This window comes from Rhizobium binae (assembly GCF_017357225.1).
GTDB lineage: Bacteria > Pseudomonadota > Alphaproteobacteria > Rhizobiales > Rhizobiaceae > Rhizobium > Rhizobium binae.
This window is the reverse complement of record NZ_CP071604.1, coordinates 4,245,846-4,264,122: the sequence shown is the minus strand read 5'-3', so window position 1 is coordinate 4,264,122 and position 18,277 is coordinate 4,245,846. Positions and strand designations below refer to the sequence as shown.

The following is an 18,277-nucleotide window of genomic DNA, read 5'->3' as shown; positions in this document are numbered from 1 at the left end:
CGGACAAGGCTCATGTCGTTCTCGGCCACCGGAGACCGTTTTGCCGCGTTCCGGCATTCGTCTTACACCCGCTTCTTCTTCGCCCGCTTTCTGCTCTCCTTCTCGCAGCAGATCGTCAGCGTCGCCGTCGGCTGGCAGATGTACGACCAGACGGGCAAGGCGATCTATCTCGGCCTCATTGGGCTCGTCCAGTTCCTGCCGTCGCTGCTGCTCATCCTCGTCACCGGCTCGGTGGCCGACCGGCACAATCGCCGGGCGATTGCAGCGCTGTGCTCGCTGGTGAGCGCGCTCTGCACGCTGGCGCTGCTGATCATGACGGCGACGGACACCTTCGCGCCCTGGCCGGTCTTTGCGGTGCTGCTGATCTTCGGCATCGAACGCGCCTTTATGTCGCCGGCAGTGCAGTCTCTCGCGCCCAATCTCGTGCCGGAGCATGCGCTTTCGAACGCGATCGCCTGGAATTCATCGTCCTGGCAGCTTGCTGCGATCACCGGGCCGGTGATCGGCGGCCTGCTCTATGGAGTCAGCGCGACGACCGCCTATACGGTGGCGGTGATCTTTTCCATTCTCGGCGCGGGCCTTCTCTTCATGATCCCAAAGCCGGAGCAGAAGACGGTGGGTGAGGCCAAGAGCTGGGCGATGATTCTCGGCGGCTTCAGTTTCATCCGCGCCGAAAAGGTGGTGCTCGGCGCGATTTCTCTCGATCTCTTTGCCGTGCTGCTCGGCGGCGCCACGGCGCTGCTGCCGATCTTCGCTCGTGATATTCTAACGCTCGGCCCCTGGGGCCTCGGACTGTTGCGCGCGGCGCCGGGGCTCGGCGCCATCGTCATGGCGATCTTCCTCGCCGCCTACCCGCTGAAGCACCGTGCCGGCCTCTACATGTTCATCGGCGTCGCCCTCTTCGGTCTGGGAACCATCATCTTCGGGGTCTCGAGCAACACCGAAGTCTCGATCGCCGCGCTGGCGGTGATGGGGGCGGCCGACATGGTGTCGGTCTATGTACGTGAGAGCCTGATTGCGCTCTGGACGCCGGACCAGCTGCGCGGCCGCGTCAATGCGGTCAACATGGTTTTCGTCGGCGCCTCGAATGAGCTCGGGGAATTCAGGGCCGGCACGATGGCCTCGATCTTCGGCGCGGTGCCGGCGGTCGTCATCGGCGGCATCGGTACCCTGGTCGTCGCAGCGATCTGGGCGTCCAGGTTCCCGAAACTGCGCAGGATCGACTCGCTCGACGCGCCGGCTTAGAGAACGATCGCTTCCTGCCAGGAAGCGCGCTCCTATGCCGGAAGCGTGATTGGGTGCGCCGCTTTCGCGGCTTTTCCCTCGAAGACGAGATCGAGGAATTCGGTCAGCCAGGCTCTCAGCGGCGCGTCGAACAGCATGCGGCCTTCGAGATGTTCGCGTCCCTGCTGGGCGTTCGGCAGGATGAAGCGATGGGCGCCATGCACGACCCAGCGATGCATCATTACCCTCGTGAGCTCGGCATGGAACTGCAGGCCCCAGGCGTTGCCGTCGTAGCGGAAGGCCTGGTTCGGATAGGCATCGCCTTCGGCCAGAAGATCGGCGCCATGCGGCAGCTCGAAGCCCTCGCGGTGAAAATGATAGACCATCTTCGGCCAGTGCATTAAGAGCCGGCCCTTCTCGGTCGGGTGCAGCGGATACCAGCCGATCTCCGTCGAGCCGTCGGCGTTCGGCTGCACTTTGCCGCCGAGATGACGCACCAGCATCTGGGCGCCGAGGCAGATACCCAGAAAGGGACGTTTTTCTCGCAGCGGAATCTCGATCCAATCGATCTCGTTCTTGACGAAGTCGTCTGGATCGTTGGCGCTCATCGGACCGCCGAAGACGACGGCACCGGCATGGTTTTCGAGCGTCGTCGGAAGCGGTTCGCCGAGAACCGGGCGGCGGATATCGAGGCGATAGCCTTTTTCGACAAGCAGTTGGCCGACCCGGCCGGGGCTCGACCGCTCCTGATGGAGAACGATGAGGATGGGACGCCGGTCGCGGCTCGGATTTTGCTCAGTCGGCATCATCTTGCGCAACCCGGACATCCGTCACCCTGGCGGCGGCCTCCTGCCGTTTCTGGATGCGCTCGCGTGAGGAAACGCCCAGCAGATCGGCGATACGCCAGATCACATGATCTTCCATCTCGCTGCGTTCGCCATCGGCATAGACTATGTCCCAGAGAATGCCGATCAGCTCCAGCCGTTGCTCGGTGTTCAGGTGGCGCTTCAGATCGGATGTGAAGCGATAATAGTCGACCGCGGAACTCTCGGCCTCGAGGCCGGCGGCCATCAGAGCGTCGAGCTGTTTGGCGTCGAGCGCATACTGTTCCTTCAACAGGTTGCGCAGCCGCTTCTTCTCGCTGGCCTTGATCTGCCCGTCGGCCTCCATGACCTGCATGCACAGCGCCGCCACCGCAATGCGAGGATCATCCGGGGCGAAACCCTTGCGGGGCTGATCGGCGGTAAGCTTCTGAAAGAATGCCTGAAAGCGTTCGAACATGCGGTTTTCGTTCCATCTCAGAAAAGGCGAAGCCGGGTCTTGGGTTCCGGTTCCGCCCTGGAATCACGAACGCCGGGATCATCTGGCAGTCCGCCAAAGAAAGGCTTTGCTTCGTTCGGTGCCTGCGCTTTATCGCCGGTGACCGGTTCGGCAGACTTCGGCTTTGCCGGCGCCGACGCGGGGCGCACGGACTCGGCGATCGTCGCGGCGCGTTCCAACTCGATGATGCGGTGATCGTTGACCGGGCTTTCCGGCCTGACGTCACGCAGCGGCGGCAGGGTCTTCAGGGCTGTTTCGATCGCGGCGGGCGCCGAACCGTCTTCGAGCGGACCGTCGATCTGACCGAAAGGTGCCTTCCATTCGAACGCGTCCAGACGGCCGGTGACCGGCGACACCGGCAGCCATTTGTCGGAGACGAAGCCGTCTGCCACCCAGGCGGGATCGCGCGGAGCCTTCAGCGCCTGCGCCAGCCAATGGCGCACGCGGCCCTGATCGCCGGTCTCGACCTCCTCGATGTCGGCGAGCAGCAGAAAGGCGGCTTCACGCGGCTCGATGCGTGCCGCCGCTTCCGCCTTGGCCCGCGCCTTGGCGAATTCCTGCGCGTCGAGCGCAGCCTGGGCGACGACGAGGAGGGATTCGACATTGTTCGGGCGCAACGCCTCCAGCCGCTCGGCGCGCTTCAGCCGGTCGAGCGTGGAATCGCCGCTGCGGGCTCTGACATAGGCGCGGCCGACTTCGGGATGCGGTCTGGATTTCCATGCCTGCTCGAGGATCGAAGCGCCTTTGCGCAGGCCGCCTTCTCTGAAAAGAGCCTTAGCGGCGATCAGGGCGGCCGGAATGAAATCGACGGCGAGCTTCAGCGCGTGCAGGGCGTCGTCACGGGCGCCGGCCGGGTTGCCTTCCAGCTTCTCGACGGCGCGCGCCGTCAGCAGCACGGCATGCAGGCGGTTGGCTTCGGCCTTCTCGACGACGCGGGCGGCCTTCTGCTGTTCGAGAAGGCGGATCGCATCGTCCCAGTGGCCGGCCTGGCTGCGATATTCGAGCGTTGCCTGGGCGGCCCAGGGCAGATAAGGCGCATTATCGGCGGCCTTTTCGGCATATTGGCGGGCGGCCTCGTTGGCGCCGAGACGGCGGGCTTCGAGATAGAGGCCGCGCAGGCCAAGCTCGCGCGTTTCCGGATCGTTGGCCATGGCCTCGAACTTGGCGCGCGCCTCATCGTGGCGGCCCTCGATCAGGGCGGCCTGGGCTTCGAGCAGGTTGATCAGCGGCTCCTGATCGGCGCGGATGAGACCGCGCGAGCGGGCCGCCATCTTGCGGGCAAGGAGCGCATTGCCGGTGCCGGCGGCGATCAGGCCGGTCGACAGCGCCTGATAGCCGCGGTCGCGCTTGCGGGCGCGGAAATAACGCGTCACCGAATGCGGCGAGGTCCAGATCATGCGAACGAACCACCATACGATCATCACGGCTGCGATCAGGGCGATGATCGCGCTCACTGCGACGATCAGCTTCGTCTGGTAGATCTGACCTTCCCAGATTAGCGAGAGATCGCCGGGACGATCGGCGAACCAGGAGAAGCCGTAGGCGAGAAGCAATACGAGCAGGGCGAAGACGACAAGTCTGATCATAGTCTCACCCCTCCTTGCCGGCGCCGCTGACCGCTTTCGAAAGCGCCCCGCCGACCAACTCCTCGACGCGGATGCGCGCCTCCAGCGACTGCTTGAAGGCGGCGGACGCCTGCTTTCCGGAAGCCGGCAGAGCATTCCATTCGGCGGAAGCGCCGGGCAGGTCGCCGTTCTTCACCTTGTCCTCCATGCGGGCGGCGATGGCCTCGACGCTTTCGCCCTCGATATTGCCGACGGGACGGACGGTCACCAGCGATTTGGCGCTCGCCATCAGCCGGTCCGACCAGCTCTGGTTGGGATCCGGCTGGTTGACGGCCTCAACGATCGCGGTCGCAACGTCGGGAACCTGACGCACGAGCTCGGCGCGCGAGGGAATGCCGGTCTCGGCAAATCTGCGCAGGTCGGCAACGGCTGGATCGTCGGGCGCGACGCCGGCGAATGTGTCGAGCTCCGCCAGAAACGGGCCGCCGCGATCGATAGCCGCCTTGAGGGCGGCTGCCGCGATCGCCCGGGCGACGGCGACATCCTGGCGCGGTTCGTTCAGCTTCTTTTCGGCCTCGTCGAGGCGCTTGGCGATATCGGCGCCATTGCTGGTCTGCTGCTCGGCGGACTGGGTAAGCGTCGAACGCAGCTGTTCGACCTGACCGCTCAGCTCGGCAATCTTCTGGTTGAGCGCCTCGACATTTGCCTGGTCGCCCGATGGTGCCGCCGCCGGGTTCTTCGCAGCCGTCTCGAGTGCAGCGACGCGTGTCTCAAGCGCGCTGTCACCGGTGCCTGCCGGATTGGCGGCAAGGTTGGCGACGGTCTGTTTCAAGCCGTCGATCTCGCCGGAGAGATCGGCGATCTCAGGCGAGGCCGCCTGCGGTGCCGAGGAACCCGGGAGGTATCCGGCATATTGGATGGCGCCTGCGCCGAGCAGTGCCACGAGACCGCCGAAGATGCCGGCGGCGATCAGTCCGGAGGTGCCGGGGCCTTTTGGCGCGGACTGGTCGCTACGAGGGGGGAAGGAAGGCTCGGCGGCCGCCGGCGTCTCCTCCGCTGCCGCCGCTTCGGGCTGGCTTTCCTGTTCAGGCTCCGACGTCGCTTCGGTTTCGGGCGGCAGATCGGCATCCGCGACGGGGCTGTCGGCCTCGCCGGCATCGGTGTCTACCGGCTTTTCGGTATCGGCTACGGAGGCGAATTCCTGAGAATCGAGGTCGATCGTGACTGGCTCGTCGGCGCTCTTGGAATGGCGTGGCGGGGTTCCCGATACCATGAGGTCCTCTTTATCCTGCATTGCAACGAAACTAGACAGTGATGCCAGTTAAGGGAAGAGGTTAGATCAAATTTGGGCGGCTGGAGTATTCAAAGCAGCGACAAAAGGCTTATCTCATCCGGCATCGGCGAAATCGTCACTGTCCCTTTCAGGAAAGTCGGAATCGCCTGCGCTACCGCCTCGCTGAGGCAGAGAAGGCGGATTCCGCCCCGTTCCGACAGGGCCGATCGCAGCTCCGCCACCTGAAAGAAATCCTCGGCTGTCTGCCGAGAATAGAAAAGAACGGCATCCGGGTGATGGCCTGAAAAAATTGCCGCGATGTCGGCCGCGCCGGGAGCGACCGGCAGCATGCGATAACATTCGGCGACGGAAAAGCGGATGCCAAGTTCGCGCAATCTGCCTTCGAAGGTTTCGGCGCGGGGTCTGCCGGCGAGGTAAAGCAAGTCCTCTGCACCCTGCGCGCCGACGAGATCGGCGAGATCGCGGCCGTTGCCCGACGATGCGGTGACGGACCGGAAGCCAAGGCCCTGCGCCGCTTGCGCCGTCATCTCGCCGACCGCAAAAATCGGGCGGTCAAGGTGGGGACGAAGTGTCTCGCCGAGAGCCGACAGCACCCGGACGGCTTCGCCGCTGGTTACCGCGATCGCGCCGCCGGTGGCTGCAAGCGCATCGGCGGCTGAGGCACTGTCATGTTGTGGCCGACGCAGCGGCAGCAGCAGCGGCTCGTGGCCCATATCGCGCAGACGTTGTGCGGATTTCTCGGCCGAATGCGCAGGGCGGGTGACGAGCACGCGCATGGCCGTTTCAGTGCCAGTCGTCGAAGAATGCGCTGCCGGCCCTTGCGCGCACGTCCTGGCCGGCGCGGGTGCCAAGCGCGGCCGCATCGCGACGGTGTCCATCGGTCGTCACCCCATGCTGGCTCCTGCCGTCGGGCGTGATGATCAGGCCGGAGAAGCGGATGAGGTCACCCTCGCAGATGGCATAGCCGCCGATCGGCGTGCGGCAGGAACCGTCCAGGGCGGCGAGGAAAGCGCGTTCGCAGGAGACGGTGTCGAAGGTCGCGGCATCGTTGACCGCCGCCAGCAGTTCGTCGATCCTCGTATCGCCGATCCGGCTCTCGATGCAGATTGCCCCTTGGGCCGGCGCCGGCGGGAAGGTGTCGGGGTCGAGGATATCGGTCAGCACTTCGACCTTGCCGAGGCGCTTGAGGCCGGCAAGCGCCAGCAGCGTCGCGTCCACCTGACCTTCTTCGAGCTTGCGCAGCCGGGTTTCGACCGAACCGCGGAAGATTATGACGTTGATGTCGGGTCGCATGCGGCGGATCAGCGCCTGCCGGCGCAGCGACGAGGAGCCGACCGTGGCGCCATGCGGCAGGTCGATCAGTTTGGGTGCGGTGCGGCCGATGACGGCGTCGCGGATATCCTCGCGCGGCAGAAAGGCGGAGAGATGCAGGCCGTCCGGCAGGTGCGTCGGCATGTCCTTGGCGGAGTGCACGGCGAAATCCAGCTCGCCCGAGACAAGCTGCTGTTCGAGCTCCTCGGTGAAGAGGCCTTTGCCGCCGATCTCGGCCAGCGACCGGTCGGTGATGCGATCGCCCTTGGTCGACAGCACGACGATCTCGAACATCTCTTCAGGCAGGCCATGCGCCGCCATCAGCCTGTCGCGGGCCTCATGCGCCTGGGCGAGCGCCAGCGGGCTGCCCCGCGTGCCGATCCGGAAAGGTTTTGTTTGCATCCGCTCTGTTCCGTTGTTACCGGAGTTCTCGTAAACGGGTTTCGGCCCCATCGCAATGAACGAACAGGCCCTATGGTTCCCTTTCTGCGCATCCTTGGCATCGAAACGAGCTGCGACGAGACGGCCGCGGCGGTCGTCGAGCGCGATGCGGAGGGGCATTCCAGAATACTCTCCGATGTCGTGCTTTCCCAGCTCGACGAGCACAGCGCCTATGGCGGCGTCGTGCCGGAGATCGCCGCGCGCGCTCATGTCGAGGCGCTGGACGAGCTGATCGAGGAGGCGCTGAAGCGCGCCAATGTGTCGCTGGCCGATGTCGACGCCATCGCCGCCACCTCAGGCCCGGGGCTGATCGGCGGGCTGCTTGTGGGATTGATGACCGGCAAGGCGATCGCAAGGGCGGCCGGCAAGCCGCTCTATGCGGTCAACCATCTCGAAGGCCATGCGCTGACGGCGCGGCTGACCGACGGGCTTTCCTTTCCCTATCTGATGCTGCTCGTCTCCGGCGGCCATACCCAGCTCATCCTGGTGCGCGGCGTCGGAGATTATGAGCGCTGGGGCACGACGATCGACGACGCGCTCGGCGAAGCCTTCGACAAGACGGCAAAACTGCTCGGCCTGCCCTATCCCGGCGGCCCGGCAGTGGAACGCATGGCGCGGGACGGCAACGCCGATCGCTTCGATTTTCCGCGGCCACTGGTCGGCGAGGCGCGGCTGGATTTCTCCTTCTCCGGCCTGAAGACGGCGGTGCGGCAGGCGGCGCAGGAGATCGCGCCGCTCAGCGATCAGGACGTGGCGGATATCTGCGCTTCGTTCCAGCGGGCGATTTCACGCACGCTGAAGGACCGCATCGGCCGCGGCCTGCAGCGTTTCAAGGCCGAGTTTCCGGCCAACCAGGAAAAGCCGGCGCTCGTCGTTGCCGGCGGTGTCGCCGCCAATCTCGAACTGCGGGCGACGCTGCAGGGTCTTTGCGACAAGAACGGCTTCCGCTTCATCGCGCCGCCGCTGAGCCTCTGCACCGACAATGCTGTGATGATTGCCTGGGCAGGGCTGGAGCGGATGGCGACAGGTGCGGTCCCGGATGCACTCGACGTCCAGCCGCGCTCGCGCTGGCCGCTCGATGCCAATGCGGAAAGGCTGATCGGCTTTGGAAAGAGAGGAGCCAAGGCATGAGCGAAAGGATCGCCGTCGTCGGATCGGGCGCTTTCGGCACGGCGCTTGCCGCCGTCATCGCCCTTGCCGGTCGCAGCACAGTGACGCTCGTCGGGCGCAATCCATCGCTGATGGCCGATCTGAAGAGCGAACGTCTGCATGATGCAGTGCTGCCCGGCATCGTTCTGCCGGAATCGCTCGAATTTTCCGCCGAGGCGGAGGCGATCGCCGGCGCCTCCATCGTGCTTTTTGCGATGCCATCGCAGGCGCAGGCGGATGCGGCGCGGCATTATGGCCCATATTTGTCGAAAGACGCCATTGTCGTCACCTGTGCCAAGGGCATCGAGCGGGCGACCGGCAAGCTGTTGACCGACATGCTGGAGCGGGAACTGCCGGACCATCCGATCGCGGTGCTCTCGGGTCCGGGCTTTGCCGCCGATATCGCCAAGGGCCTGCCGACGGCGATGGCGATCGCGGCGGCGGATATGGAGACTGCCGAGCGGCTCGCCCAGGCGATATCAGGCCGGACCTTCCGGCTCTATGCCTCCAGCGACCGCATCGGCGTGCAGCTCGGCGGTGCGCTCAAGAATGTGCTGGCGATCGCCTGCGGCATCGTCGAGGGCCGCGGCATTGGTGAATCCGCCCGTGCGGCGCTGATTGCCCGCGGGCTTGCGGAAATGTCGCGCTTCGTCGTTGCCAAAGGCGGCCAGGCGGATACCGTGCGTGGGCTTTCCGGTCTCGGCGATCTGGTGCTGACGGGAACGAGCCATCAATCGCGCAACCTGCGCTTCGGCATTGCGCTCGGGCGTGGCGAGAAGGTTGATCCGCTGCACGGCGCGCTGGTGGAGGGCGCGCTTGCCGCCTCGGTCGCCTCGCGGCTTGCCGCGGAGCTTTCGATCAGCATGCCGATCACCGACGCCGTTTCCGCCATCATCGACGGCAGGCTCGAAATATCGGACGCCATCGAGCAGTTGATGACGCGTCCGATCACCACCGAATAGGAGAACAGACATGCTTTTCGCCCTGCTCTGCAAGGACAAGCCGGGACATTTGGACGTGCGCATGGAGACGCGGCCGACGCATCTCGAATATCTGAACAGGCTGAATGCCAAGGGCACGCTGAAGATCGCCGGCCCGTTTCTCGATGAGGAGGGTAAGCCCTGCGGCAGCCTGATCATCGTGGAAGCGGAATCGAAAGAGGCTGCGCGTGCGCTCGCGGATGCCGACCCTTACACCCAGGCCGGGCTGTTCGAAAGTGTCGAGGTCAAGGCCTACAACTGGGTCTTCAATAAACCGGAAGCGTAATCATGGCGCATTGGCTCTATAAATCAGAACCCGCCTCCTGGTCCTGGGAGCAGCAGAAGGCCGCCGGCGAAAAGGGCACGGAATGGACCGGCGTGCGCAACTACCTGGCGCGCAACAATATGCGGGCGATGCAGGTGGGCGACAAAGGCTTCTTCTACCACTCGAATGACGGGCTGGAGATCGTCGGCATCGTCGAAGTCTGCGCCCTGTCGCATCCCGATTCCACCGCCAAGGGCGATCCGAAGTGGGATTGCGTCGATATCCGCGCCGTCATGGACATGCCAAAGCCGGTGACGTTGAAGGACATCAAGGCGAACGAGAAGCTCGCCAAGATGTCGCTCGTCACCTCCATGCGCCTTTCCGTGCAGCCGGTCACCGACGATGAGTGGGCCGAAGTCTGCCGCATGGGCGGGCTCGACAATCCCCTGCGTTGAAAACCGATCCGGAAGCCTTCATCCGCGCCAATACCAGTCTGATGGCGCCGCCGCATGTGCCGGAAATTTCGCTTCATCTGGCCAGCGAGGCGCATGAGCTCTGGCTGAAGACGGAGGAGGAGCTGGAAGCGATCGGCCTGCCGCCGCCTTTCTGGGCTTTCGCCTGGGCGGGCGGGCAGGGACTGGCGCGCTACATTCTCGATCATCCGGAAACGGTGCGCGGCAAGCGCGTGCTGGATTTTGCCAGCGGCTCGGGCCTCGTCGGCATCGCGGCCGTCATGGCCGGCGCCCTTGAGGTCACGGCATGCGATATCGATCCCTGGGCGGAGGCGGCGGTCCGGCTGAATGCCGAGGCGAACGGCGTTTCTCTCGGATTTACCGGCGCCGATCTGATCGGCCAGGCCGTCGATGCGGATATGCTGCTTGCCGGCGACGTCTTCTACGATAGCGCTTTCGCCGCTGCGCTCGTTCCCTGGCTCTCGAGGCTGGCGGCTGGCGGCAAATCGGTTCTGGTCGGCGATCCCGGGCGCAGCTACCTGCCTAGAGATCGGCTGGAATTCTGCGCGGTCTATCAGGTGCCGGTGACGCGGGCGCTGGAGGACAGCGAAATCAAGAAGACGACGGTCTGGCGGTTCGTTCCTTAGGTTGGTATTCGCGGCCCTCGGGGCCATAAGATGTCAGCCGGCAATCAAGGCGGCTTCATAGACCATCGTCGCGGCGGCGAGATCAGCCAACGCTGTTCCGACTGCCTTGTAGAGAGTAATCTCATCGTTGGACGCCCGCGCCGGAATATCCCGGCGGCACAATTCGTCAAGTGTCGCATGCACCGCCTCTCTAGAAATGACGCCTGCGCTGATCGGCTGAACCAGATCGCCCGCTTCGTGAAGGGCTTCTTGAGTGTCGATATAGACCGAGGCGCGCCGAAGCGCCTCGTCATCTGCCTCGCGCATCGCCGGGGTGAAGCCGCCGATCAGATCGACATGGGTGCCCTGCCTCAGCCATTCGCCTCGGATAAGCGGTGCGGTCGCCAGCGTCGCCGCGCTGACGATATCGGCTTGCCGCGTCGCGGCTTCCAGATTCGTGACGGCGGTGGCGTGGAATCCCCGTTGCGCGAGGCTCTGCGCCAGCCGCTCCGCGCTGGCGGGATCGATATCCCAGATATCGACATGTGAGACTGGCCGGACGGCGCGGTAGGCATCGGGTATGAGGCTCGCAACGCGACCTGCGCCGATCACCAGCAGGCGGCGCGCGTCCTTTCGGGCAAGATAGTCAGCGGCAAGGGCTGATGCCGCTACCGTACGGCGCGCCGTGATCGTGTTTCCGTCAATTAATGCAAGCTGTATCCCGGTCCGGCCATCATAGAGCATGTAAGTCGAAGTCAAGCCGGGAATGCCGCGCACCGTATTGCCGGGAAAGACGGTAACGATCTTGATGCCAAGATAGCGCTCCGACCGGTGCGTTTCATGCCAGGCTGGCATCAGAAGCAGCGTCGCATCCGACTCGTCGCTGTTGGCTATCGTGTGGTGATGCCGTACCGGGACAACGCACCCTTCGGCAAATGCCTGCCGCAAGGTCGCGACCAGCGCGCCGAAAGGGAGAAGCTCGCCTGTTATCCGGGCATCGAGAATACGGATTTGCGTGTCGGTCATTGAAGCGATCTCTCAGGAAGGTCTAACTGCCCGATAGGGCGAGTTCAGTGTGGTTGAACGAATGCAGCGCCGCCGCGGCGCAGCAGCTTTTCCACCGGTATCGGCCTTTGGGGGCCACTCCGTTGCAGCGCCGGATGCCGAGCAATTCGGCACCGCTCAGCCAAAGGCCGCTTTCTTCTCCAGGGTTCTGGCGTATTGCGTAAGCGGATAGCACAGGGCGAAGAAGATCACCGCGACGAGACCGTAGACCCTGAAGGGTTCGAAGGTCGCATTGTTGATGGCGTTTGCGGTTTTCAGCAGTTCCTCGAAGCCGAGGATCGAGGCCAGTGCGGTGCTCTTGATCAATTGGACCAGGAAGCCGACAGTCGGCGCGCGCGTAATCCGGAAAGCCTGCGGAAGGATGACAAGGCGAAGTTCGAGGAGACGATGCAGGCCCAGGCTGGCTGCGGCGTCCCATTGCCCGCGCGGCACCGCCTCGACGCCGCTCCGCCAGATTTCGGCGAGATAAGCGCTGGCATAGAATGTCAGGCCGCAGACGGCGGCGGTCCATGACTCGATCCGGAACCCGAGCATCGGCAGGCCGAAGAACATCAAAAAGAGCTGCATGAGCAGCGGCGTTCCCTGAAATAGGGCAATGTAGCCGGACGCCAGGCTGCGCGGCCAGCGCATTTTCGAAATCCATGCAGACAAGATCGCCAGGCCAACGACGGCGCCGCCGGCAAAGGCTGCGACCGAAAGCAGCAGGGTCCAGCGTGTCGCGAAGACAAGATTGCGCAGAATGTCCCAGAACGTGAACTCAATCATGCCAGACCAGCTCCCAGAAAACGGCGTTTCCCGGCGAAAAGGAGCCGGCGCAGTGCGGCGGACATCGAAAGGTAGATCAACGTCGCCACCAGATAGGTCTCGAAGGAGCGGAAGGTGCGCGATTGAAGCAGATCGGCTTCCTGCGCCAGCTCGCGGACGGATATTTGCGAAACCACCGCCGATTCCAGCATCATGATGATGATCTGGCTTGTGAGTGCCGGGAAAATGATGGCGAGCGCTTGCGGCAGGATGATCTTGAAGAACACCAGCCGAGGCCTGAGGCCAAGCGCTTGCGCCGCTTCCTTCTGGCCTCTCGGTATGGCATCGAGTCCGGCCCCGACCACCTCGATCGTGTAGGCCGCCATGTTGAGGGTCATGGCAAGGACTGCGGCAGAGATCGGATCGAGGCGAAGGCCCAGGCTAGGCAAGCCAAAGAAGATGAAGAACAGCTGCACCAGGAATGGCGTATTGCGCATGACTTCCACATACAGGCCGACGACCTTCCGCAACCATGGATACGGTCCCCGGCGCGCGGCTGCGCCGAGAACGCTGAGAACGATCCCGAGGGCCGATGTGGAGGCCGTCAGCGCAAGCGTCGTGCCTGCGCCGTAAGCCAGAGGTCCCATTCCATCCCAAAGCCAATTGAAATCCAGGCTGTATCTCATCGTTTTTCCTTTGGAGCCGGATGATCTGGGCTGGGTCGGACCGGGGGCGGCTCCGTCAGTCCTTCAGATTTTCAGGGTTGAGCGGCGCTTTCAGCCAGCTCTTCGAGCTTGCGTCGAGTGAGCCATCGGCGATCATTGCGGCGACGCTGTCATTGACGGCCTTCTTCAGGCCTTCCTCGCCCTTGCGGAGCGCAATGTGCGAGGGCGAACTCAGCAGCTGGAATTTCTGCTCCGGCTTCAGGGCGTCCTGTCGTGCCAGAACCTGCGCACCGACATCGTTGCCGACGACCATCAGCTCGGTCTGGCCTGAGATGAAGGCCTGGATGACCGAATTGTAGTTCTCGAAGCGCTGGATCGCGGCCGAGCCGGGGGCGGCGGCGGTCAGCGACGTGTCTTCGAGCGTCCCGCGATTGACGGCAACGGTCTTGTCGGCAAGGTCTTCCTTGCCGCTCACCTTCAGCGCAGCCGGACCGATGACAGCGATATAGTAGGGGGCGTAAGGCGCGGCAAAATCGATAACCTCGGCGCGTTCCTTCGAATAGCCGACGCTCATCAGCAGGTCGACACGGTCGTCGTTCAGGTAGGCGATCCTGTTCTGGCCCGTGACGCTGACGAGATTGAGTTTCACGCCGAGCCCGTCGGCGATCTTCTGGGCGACGTCGACGTCATAGCCCTTGATGCTCATATCGGCGCTTGCCGAGGAGAAGGGCGGGAAATCGGAGAAGATGCCGATGTTAATCTCGCCTGCGGTTTTGATATCGGCAAGCTCGTCGGCCTGAGCGGCTCCTGCCAAAATGCCGAACACGGCAATTGCCGCGGTGGCGGTGTAGCGCAATTTCATAAGAGCATTCATGTCGTTCCCCTTTTTGAGATGTATTGTGCGACAGACGATGGGCGGCAGCGGGCGCGAGGCACGCTGCCGTAGTGGAGCTGGTTCTCACGGCACGTTTGTCCTGACCGCGGGACTGAACATCGCGAGGCACAGGAGTTCGAACAGGACCTGCGCGGCGATCTGCGCAGTGTTGCTGGTGTTGTCGTATTGCGGCGCGATTTCCACGACGTCGCCGCCGATAAGGTTGATGCCTTTGAAGCCGCGCAGCAGGGTCAGGGCCTCCCTCGGCTGAAGCCCGCCCACTTCCGGCGTGCCGGTTCCCGGAGCAAAAGCCGGATCGAGGCTGTCCACGTCGAAACTGAGATAGGTTGGACCGGCCCCGACAACCTCCAGAGCTTTTGCGATCACGGCCTTGAGACCCATCTCCGCCACCTCTTCCGCGTGGATGACGGTCATGCCGGAGGCAAAGGAGAACTCCCAGAGATATTCGCCGCCGCCCCGGATGCCGATCTGGATCGTACGCTTCGGGTCGAGCACGCCCGCCAGAACCGCCTCGCGGAAGGGCGCGCCGTGATGGAACCTGGAACCCTCATAGGGACCTGCGGTGTCGCAATGCGCGTCGATATGGATCATGCCGACCGGCTGGCTGGCCGCCAAGCCCTTGAGGATGGCGCCGGAGATCGAATGGTCGCCGCCGACCGACAGCGGGATGACCCCGGTTGCCGAGATCATCCGGTAGCAGGCCTCGATGTCGGCGTGGCATTCTGCCAGGCCGAACCGGCTGCGCATCGGCACGTCGCCGACATCGGCGACCTTTAGCCCTCCCATCGGTGCGACACGCAGAACATGCTCGTAGGGACCGACACGCTCGATCGCCCGGACGGCCCGCGGCCCCAGCCGCGCGCCGGCGCGATTGGTGACACCGAGATCCATCGGCACGCCGATCAGAGCCACGTCGAGCATCTCAAGCACCTCGGGCCGCAAGCCGTTTTCGATGAAACGGGCGTCCAGAAAGGTGGCAGGATCGGCGAAGGGCCACTTGCGGCTGTCGCCGTCCTTGAAAACGCTCGCCGCCACGGCACGGAAGTGCGGATCTTCCATCTCCCCGCCTGCAGCGCTGCCGAAGCGCCTTCTCAAGTCTTCCAAAAAATCCCGGTCAATGGTCAAGGCAGGCTCCCACGGTCTTGATGCTGCCATCATCATCGGCGCCGTCCGCTTCTCTTGGAACCGCGAAAATTCGAGAGGGGATATAACGATTGTTGATAGCTTGGCTCCGCTGAGTTCCGCGCTGCGGGTGGCGCGTTCATCGAGCTATTCAGAAAACCTTATGGCCCGGCGAGAATTTTCCCACTACCGCGGTTGGCAACCTGCAAGCAGTCTCCGATGCGAACGGTCCGGCAGAGGGCCGACAACAAAGGGAACTTTACCATGTTGCACGATATGACACGTCGCCGCTTCCTCGGGTCCGCCGCTGCTGCGGGGATTGCCGGCACGATGGCCGGGATTGCGAGATCCGCCGCGGCCGAGAGCGGCAGTCTTACCGCCGTCGAATGGGGCGGTGATGTCGTCGAAGCCATGAAGCAGATTGCCGCCGACCAGAATGCGGCGACGTTCAACTGGGTTCTTCACCAGGGCGGTGCGGGCGCGATTCTTCCAAAGATCAAGGCCGCCTGGCCGAATGTCGACTACGACTACGTCGCCGGCTGGGAAGGCTCATTCAACAGCATGGTGAAGGAGGATTGGCTCGAGACCATCAATCCTGCCGATGTTCCCAATCTTGCGAATATTCCCGAGAAAATCATCATTCGTGATGGCAAGGGTAATATCAAGGCGGTGCCGCGCGCAGTCGGCGGCATGTATTTCGGTGCCCGAACCGACACGGCTCCCATCGCCGTGAAGACCATCGATGATCTGCTGAGCCCCGATCTTAAGGGCGCGATCTGCTGGCCGGGCCCGACACAGAGCATGATGCTCCAGATTGTCGCGCTCGCCCTTCACGCCGGCGGCAGTGAAACGAATATGGAGCCGGGATGGAAGCTCATGAAGGAATTGGCGAAATCCGGCAATATTGGCCGTGTCGCCATCACCGACATCGACTTCACCAATTCGCTGACGTCGGGCGAGACCTCCGTCGGCTTCTTCGCCGAACCCGGTTGGGCGGCCGTCGCGAAGAACTTCCCTGTCACTCGTTTCACCAAGGACAACAACTTCAAGGCTTTCCTCTACCAGAGCGGTTTCGGCGTGCTGAAGAATAGACCGAATACCAAGGCAACGCTCGATTTCGTCAATTTCGCGATCAGCCCGGACATGAATTCGCTCTACGCCAAGGTGGCTGGCGAAGCGCCGTTGAACAGCAAGGCGGTCACGCCGGACAATCTCAAGCATCTGTCCTTCACATCGGACGAGTTTTCAAACTTCGTCTACGTGCCGGATTACAATGTTGTTCTCGAACAGCAGGATGCCTGGTCCAAGCGCTGGGAACAGGATATCGCCCCGCTGCTCTAGGGCACCCCGCGGCATGTTATCGTCGGCGGGAACGCGGACATCGATAACCTCCCTTTCTCATGCCCTGTTCAGAGCGAGGAAAAGGCTGTTCCACCATGACCCAAGCAAGGCGGCAACCCGTTGCCATTTCAATTCCTGATCGCCGAGATGCTGCCCTGACGCTCGGGCCGGCCCTGCTGGTGTTCGCATTCGGCTTTCTGTCACCGTTGGTCAATCTGGCAATCGAAAGCCTGAAGGAGTTTACGCCGGGGCGCGTCGGTTCCGTTGAAAATGCGGCGGCAACGGTTCAAAACTATTATGAGCTTGCAAACCAGGCGTTTGCGAGTGTCCTGCTGACAACCTTCTGGATCGGTGGAGCTGCCGCAATCATCGGCCAGCTTGTGGCATTCCCGCTTGCCTACTTCATCGTGCGGCGCATTTCCCCGCGGATGCGCGCACTCACCCTCGGCTTTTTGATCACGCTTGTGCTCTCCAGCGTCCTGATCAAGACATACGCGATCGAACTGACCTTCGGGGCGGTCGGCGTCTTCCGACCCCTCCTCCTGACGCTTGGCCTTTCGCCCAACAGCCGCGAATATATTAACATCGTTGTTATTGCGGGTCTGGTTCACTCGATCATACCGGTCGCAACCCTGACGCTGATTGGTGCGATGCAATCGATCGATCCGCGTTTGCTCGATGCCGCCCAGTCCCTCGGCGCGCCGGGATGGAAAGCGCATCTGTCGATCACGCTTCCCCTGAGCTTCCCGGCGCTGATCTCAAGCGCGCTTGTGTCGCTGACTTTCGCGATCAGCGCTTTCGTCATTCCTATGGTGCTTGGGAGGGGCCGGGTGCTTTTCATGTCGAACGTCATCTACACCCGGTTCAGTGACATCGCCAACTATCCGAGCGGCGCGGCCATCTCGCTCGTCATGCTTGCCGTGGCGTTGGCGGTCGTCGCTGTCATCACGTTTGCGCAGGCCTGGAAGGTTTCCCGATGAGCATACAGTCTCTTGCAGCGCGAACCGGAGACCGGATCGCCGTTTCCCTTGCCTACGGTGTCGTCGGCCTCGGATTGGCGTTCCTCGCCATCCCGTTGGTGATAACATGCCTGATGGCTTTCGACGCCAGGACCTATCTGGGTCCGCTGCCGCCGCCTGCGCTGTCGCTTCACTGGTTCGAACGGCTCGTCTCCCAGGCGGATATCCTTGCCAGCCTACGCACCAGCCTCATCTTGGCGGTCCTGACGACGGTTCTGTCCGTCACGATCGGAACTGCGGCGGCTGTCGGCCTTGCCCGTGGCAATTTTCCGGGAAGGGGAGCGCTGACTTCGGCCTTTCTCTCGCCACTCATCGTCCCGCCGGTCGTCATCGGATTCGGCCTGCTGCTTTTCCTTTCCAAGGTCGGTATTGCAAATGGTATGGCGCGCCTGCTCCTCGGCCACGTGATCGTGACGCTGCCCTACTGCATCAGGACCAGCCTTGCCAGCCTTCTCGGCAGCGACCGACGATTGACGGAAGCCGCAATAGTTCTCGGTGCTACCGAGCGCCAGGCCTTCTGGACCGTTACCCTGCCGCTCATGCGGACGGGCGTCGTCACCGGTGCGATCTTCGCCTTCGCAATTTCGATAGATGACGTATCCATCAGTCTCTTCCTGAGCGATCCGTCCGCAACGACCTTGCCTGTTACGCTGGTCAGCAACATGCGCGCGGCTTTCGATTTAACGATCGCTGCAGCAGCCGTGGTGCTGATTGCGGTCACCGCATTGCTGATCGTCATACTGGACCGTGTCGTCGGCTTCGATACTGTCGTCGGTCAGGGTTTGTTTCGTTCTTGAGG

At 63.3% G+C, this 18,277-nt stretch carries 20 protein-coding genes; 9 read left to right on the top strand and 11 right to left on the bottom strand.

What is annotated here, in order from left to right; all coding sequences use genetic code 11:
* Positions 1-12 precede the first annotated feature (12 nt).
* Positions 13-1,245, top strand: a complete 1,233-nt coding sequence (locus tag J2J99_RS20805) for an MFS transporter (protein ID WP_168301707.1) — start codon at positions 13-15, stop codon at positions 1,243-1,245.
* Between the two features lie 32 nt (positions 1,246-1,277).
* Here J2J99_RS20805 and J2J99_RS20800 read toward each other — a convergent pair whose 3' ends face one another.
* The 6 genes from J2J99_RS20800 to hemC all read right to left on the bottom strand — a co-directional run bounded on the left by J2J99_RS20800 (position 1,278) and on the right by hemC (position 7,116).
* Positions 1,278-2,051 carry a glutamine amidotransferase gene (locus tag J2J99_RS20800; RefSeq protein ID WP_168301708.1) on the bottom strand — a complete coding sequence of 258 codons (774 nt, stop codon included), beginning with the start codon at positions 2,049-2,051 and terminating at the stop codon, positions 1,278-1,280.
* Positions 2,020-2,505 carry a tellurite resistance TerB family protein gene (locus J2J99_RS20795; protein WP_168301709.1) on the bottom strand — a complete coding sequence of 162 codons (486 nt, stop codon included), beginning with the start codon at positions 2,503-2,505 and terminating at the stop codon, positions 2,020-2,022. Before J2J99_RS20795 ends, J2J99_RS20800 begins: the two co-directional genes overlap by 32 nt.
* 17 nt (positions 2,506-2,522) lie before the next feature.
* Complete coding sequence (locus J2J99_RS20790) at positions 2,523-4,130, bottom strand: heme biosynthesis protein HemY (protein WP_168301710.1); 1,608 nt, start codon at positions 4,128-4,130, stop codon at positions 2,523-2,525.
* Positions 4,131-4,134: 4 nt separating this feature from the next.
* Positions 4,135-5,403 (bottom strand): COG4223 family protein, encoded by a 1,269-nt coding sequence (locus J2J99_RS20785; protein ID WP_205919213.1) that lies wholly within the window; start codon positions 5,401-5,403, stop codon positions 4,135-4,137.
* Between the two features lie 68 nt (positions 5,404-5,471).
* On the bottom strand, positions 5,472-6,179 hold the full coding sequence (locus J2J99_RS20780) for a uroporphyrinogen-III synthase (protein ID WP_168301712.1): 708 nt from the start codon (positions 6,177-6,179) through the stop codon (positions 5,472-5,474).
* A 7-nt stretch (positions 6,180-6,186) separates the two neighbouring features.
* Positions 6,187-7,116 carry a hydroxymethylbilane synthase gene (hemC, locus tag J2J99_RS20775; RefSeq protein ID WP_168301713.1) on the bottom strand — a complete coding sequence of 310 codons (930 nt, stop codon included), beginning with the start codon at positions 7,114-7,116 and terminating at the stop codon, positions 6,187-6,189.
* A gap of 72 nt (positions 7,117-7,188) precedes the next feature.
* Between hemC and tsaD the strand changes: the two genes are divergently transcribed.
* From tsaD to J2J99_RS20750, 5 genes are read left to right on the top strand one after another with little or no spacing between them, the layout of a single operon-like run.
* A complete protein-coding gene (gene tsaD, locus J2J99_RS20770; RefSeq protein WP_168301714.1) occupies positions 7,189-8,286 on the top strand; it encodes a tRNA (adenosine(37)-N6)-threonylcarbamoyltransferase complex transferase subunit TsaD in 1,098 nt (365 codons plus the stop codon).
* A complete protein-coding gene (locus J2J99_RS20765; protein WP_168301715.1) occupies positions 8,283-9,266 on the top strand; it encodes an NAD(P)H-dependent glycerol-3-phosphate dehydrogenase in 984 nt (327 codons plus the stop codon). The genes tsaD and J2J99_RS20765 overlap by 4 nt, the downstream gene beginning before the upstream one ends.
* Positions 9,267-9,276: 10 nt before the next feature.
* A complete protein-coding gene (locus J2J99_RS20760; RefSeq protein WP_168301716.1) occupies positions 9,277-9,570 on the top strand; it encodes a YciI-like protein in 294 nt (97 codons plus the stop codon).
* 2 nt (positions 9,571-9,572) lie between these two features.
* Positions 9,573-10,004, top strand: a complete 432-nt coding sequence (locus tag J2J99_RS20755) for an EVE domain-containing protein (RefSeq protein ID WP_168301717.1) — start codon at positions 9,573-9,575, stop codon at positions 10,002-10,004.
* Positions 10,001-10,648, top strand: a complete 648-nt coding sequence (locus tag J2J99_RS20750; protein ID WP_207600941.1) for a class I SAM-dependent methyltransferase — start codon at positions 10,001-10,003, stop codon at positions 10,646-10,648. The genes J2J99_RS20755 and J2J99_RS20750 overlap by 4 nt, the downstream gene beginning before the upstream one ends.
* Before the next feature lie 33 nt (positions 10,649-10,681).
* On the opposite strand, the gene lhpI is transcribed toward J2J99_RS20750, so the two are convergent.
* From lhpI to speB, 5 genes are all read right to left on the bottom strand, one after another.
* Positions 10,682-11,653 (bottom strand): bifunctional Delta(1)-pyrroline-2-carboxylate/Delta(1)-piperideine-2-carboxylate reductase, encoded by a 972-nt coding sequence (gene lhpI, locus J2J99_RS20745; protein ID WP_168296573.1) that lies wholly within the window; start codon positions 11,651-11,653, stop codon positions 10,682-10,684.
* 156 nt (positions 11,654-11,809) lie between these two features.
* Positions 11,810-12,457, bottom strand: a complete 648-nt coding sequence (locus J2J99_RS20740) for an amino acid ABC transporter permease (protein WP_168296574.1) — start codon at positions 12,455-12,457, stop codon at positions 11,810-11,812.
* Positions 12,454-13,122: an amino acid ABC transporter permease gene (locus tag J2J99_RS20735; protein ID WP_168296575.1), complete on the bottom strand. Its 669-nt coding sequence runs from the start codon at positions 13,120-13,122 to the stop codon at positions 12,454-12,456. Before J2J99_RS20735 ends, J2J99_RS20740 begins: the two co-directional genes overlap by 4 nt.
* A gap of 55 nt (positions 13,123-13,177) precedes the next feature.
* On the bottom strand, positions 13,178-13,975 hold the full coding sequence (locus tag J2J99_RS20730) for a transporter substrate-binding domain-containing protein (protein ID WP_168296576.1): 798 nt from the start codon (positions 13,973-13,975) through the stop codon (positions 13,178-13,180).
* Between the two features lie 84 nt (positions 13,976-14,059).
* Positions 14,060-15,121, bottom strand: a complete 1,062-nt coding sequence (gene speB, locus J2J99_RS20725) for an agmatinase (protein ID WP_199287210.1) — start codon at positions 15,119-15,121, stop codon at positions 14,060-14,062.
* Positions 15,122-15,382: 261 nt separating this feature from the next.
* On the opposite strand from speB, the gene J2J99_RS20720 reads away from it, so the two are divergent.
* The 3 genes from J2J99_RS20720 to J2J99_RS20710 all read left to right on the top strand — a co-directional run bounded on the left by J2J99_RS20720 (position 15,383) and on the right by J2J99_RS20710 (position 18,275).
* The gene (locus J2J99_RS20720) at positions 15,383-16,459 is read left to right on the top strand and encodes an extracellular solute-binding protein (protein WP_168296577.1); all 1,077 of its coding nucleotides are present in this window, start codon (positions 15,383-15,385) and stop codon (positions 16,457-16,459) included.
* A gap of 95 nt (positions 16,460-16,554) precedes the next feature.
* The gene (locus J2J99_RS20715; protein WP_168296578.1) at positions 16,555-17,439 is read left to right on the top strand and encodes an ABC transporter permease; all 885 of its coding nucleotides are present in this window, start codon (positions 16,555-16,557) and stop codon (positions 17,437-17,439) included.
* Positions 17,436-18,275 carry an ABC transporter permease gene (locus J2J99_RS20710; RefSeq protein WP_168296579.1) on the top strand — a complete coding sequence of 280 codons (840 nt, stop codon included), beginning with the start codon at positions 17,436-17,438 and terminating at the stop codon, positions 18,273-18,275. The genes J2J99_RS20715 and J2J99_RS20710 overlap by 4 nt, the downstream gene beginning before the upstream one ends.
* The last annotated feature ends 2 nt before the right edge of the window (positions 18,276-18,277 follow it).

Coding starts and splice junctions, on each gene's coding strand:
- J2J99_RS20805 (WP_168301707.1), top strand. CDS start 13: ATGTCGTTCTCGGCCACCGGAGACCGTTTTGCCGCGTTCCGGCATTCG.
- J2J99_RS20800 (WP_168301708.1), bottom strand. CDS start 2,051: ATGTCCGGGTTGCGCAAGATGATGCCGACTGAGCAAAATCCGAGCCGC.
- J2J99_RS20795 (WP_168301709.1), bottom strand. CDS start 2,505: ATGTTCGAACGCTTTCAGGCATTCTTTCAGAAGCTTACCGCCGATCAG.
- J2J99_RS20790 (WP_168301710.1), bottom strand. CDS start 4,130: ATGATCAGACTTGTCGTCTTCGCCCTGCTCGTATTGCTTCTCGCCTAC.
- J2J99_RS20785 (WP_205919213.1), bottom strand. CDS start 5,403: ATGCAGGATAAAGAGGACCTCATGGTATCGGGAACCCCGCCACGCCAT.
- J2J99_RS20780 (WP_168301712.1), bottom strand. CDS start 6,179: ATGCGCGTGCTCGTCACCCGCCCTGCGCATTCGGCCGAGAAATCCGCA.
- hemC (WP_168301713.1), bottom strand. CDS start 7,116: ATGCAAACAAAACCTTTCCGGATCGGCACGCGGGGCAGCCCGCTGGCG.
- tsaD (WP_168301714.1), top strand. CDS start 7,189: ATGGTTCCCTTTCTGCGCATCCTTGGCATCGAAACGAGCTGCGACGAG.
- J2J99_RS20765 (WP_168301715.1), top strand. CDS start 8,283: ATGAGCGAAAGGATCGCCGTCGTCGGATCGGGCGCTTTCGGCACGGCG.
- J2J99_RS20760 (WP_168301716.1), top strand. CDS start 9,277: ATGCTTTTCGCCCTGCTCTGCAAGGACAAGCCGGGACATTTGGACGTG.
- J2J99_RS20755 (WP_168301717.1), top strand. CDS start 9,573: ATGGCGCATTGGCTCTATAAATCAGAACCCGCCTCCTGGTCCTGGGAG.
- lhpI (WP_168296573.1), bottom strand. CDS start 11,653: ATGACCGACACGCAAATCCGTATTCTCGATGCCCGGATAACAGGCGAG.
- J2J99_RS20740 (WP_168296574.1), bottom strand. CDS start 12,457: ATGATTGAGTTCACGTTCTGGGACATTCTGCGCAATCTTGTCTTCGCG.
- J2J99_RS20735 (WP_168296575.1), bottom strand. CDS start 13,122: ATGAGATACAGCCTGGATTTCAATTGGCTTTGGGATGGAATGGGACCT.
- J2J99_RS20730 (WP_168296576.1), bottom strand. CDS start 13,975: ATGAATGCTCTTATGAAATTGCGCTACACCGCCACCGCGGCAATTGCC.
- J2J99_RS20720 (WP_168296577.1), top strand. CDS start 15,383: ATGTTGCACGATATGACACGTCGCCGCTTCCTCGGGTCCGCCGCTGCT.
- J2J99_RS20715 (WP_168296578.1), top strand. CDS start 16,555: ATGACCCAAGCAAGGCGGCAACCCGTTGCCATTTCAATTCCTGATCGC.
- J2J99_RS20710 (WP_168296579.1), top strand. CDS start 17,436: ATGAGCATACAGTCTCTTGCAGCGCGAACCGGAGACCGGATCGCCGTT.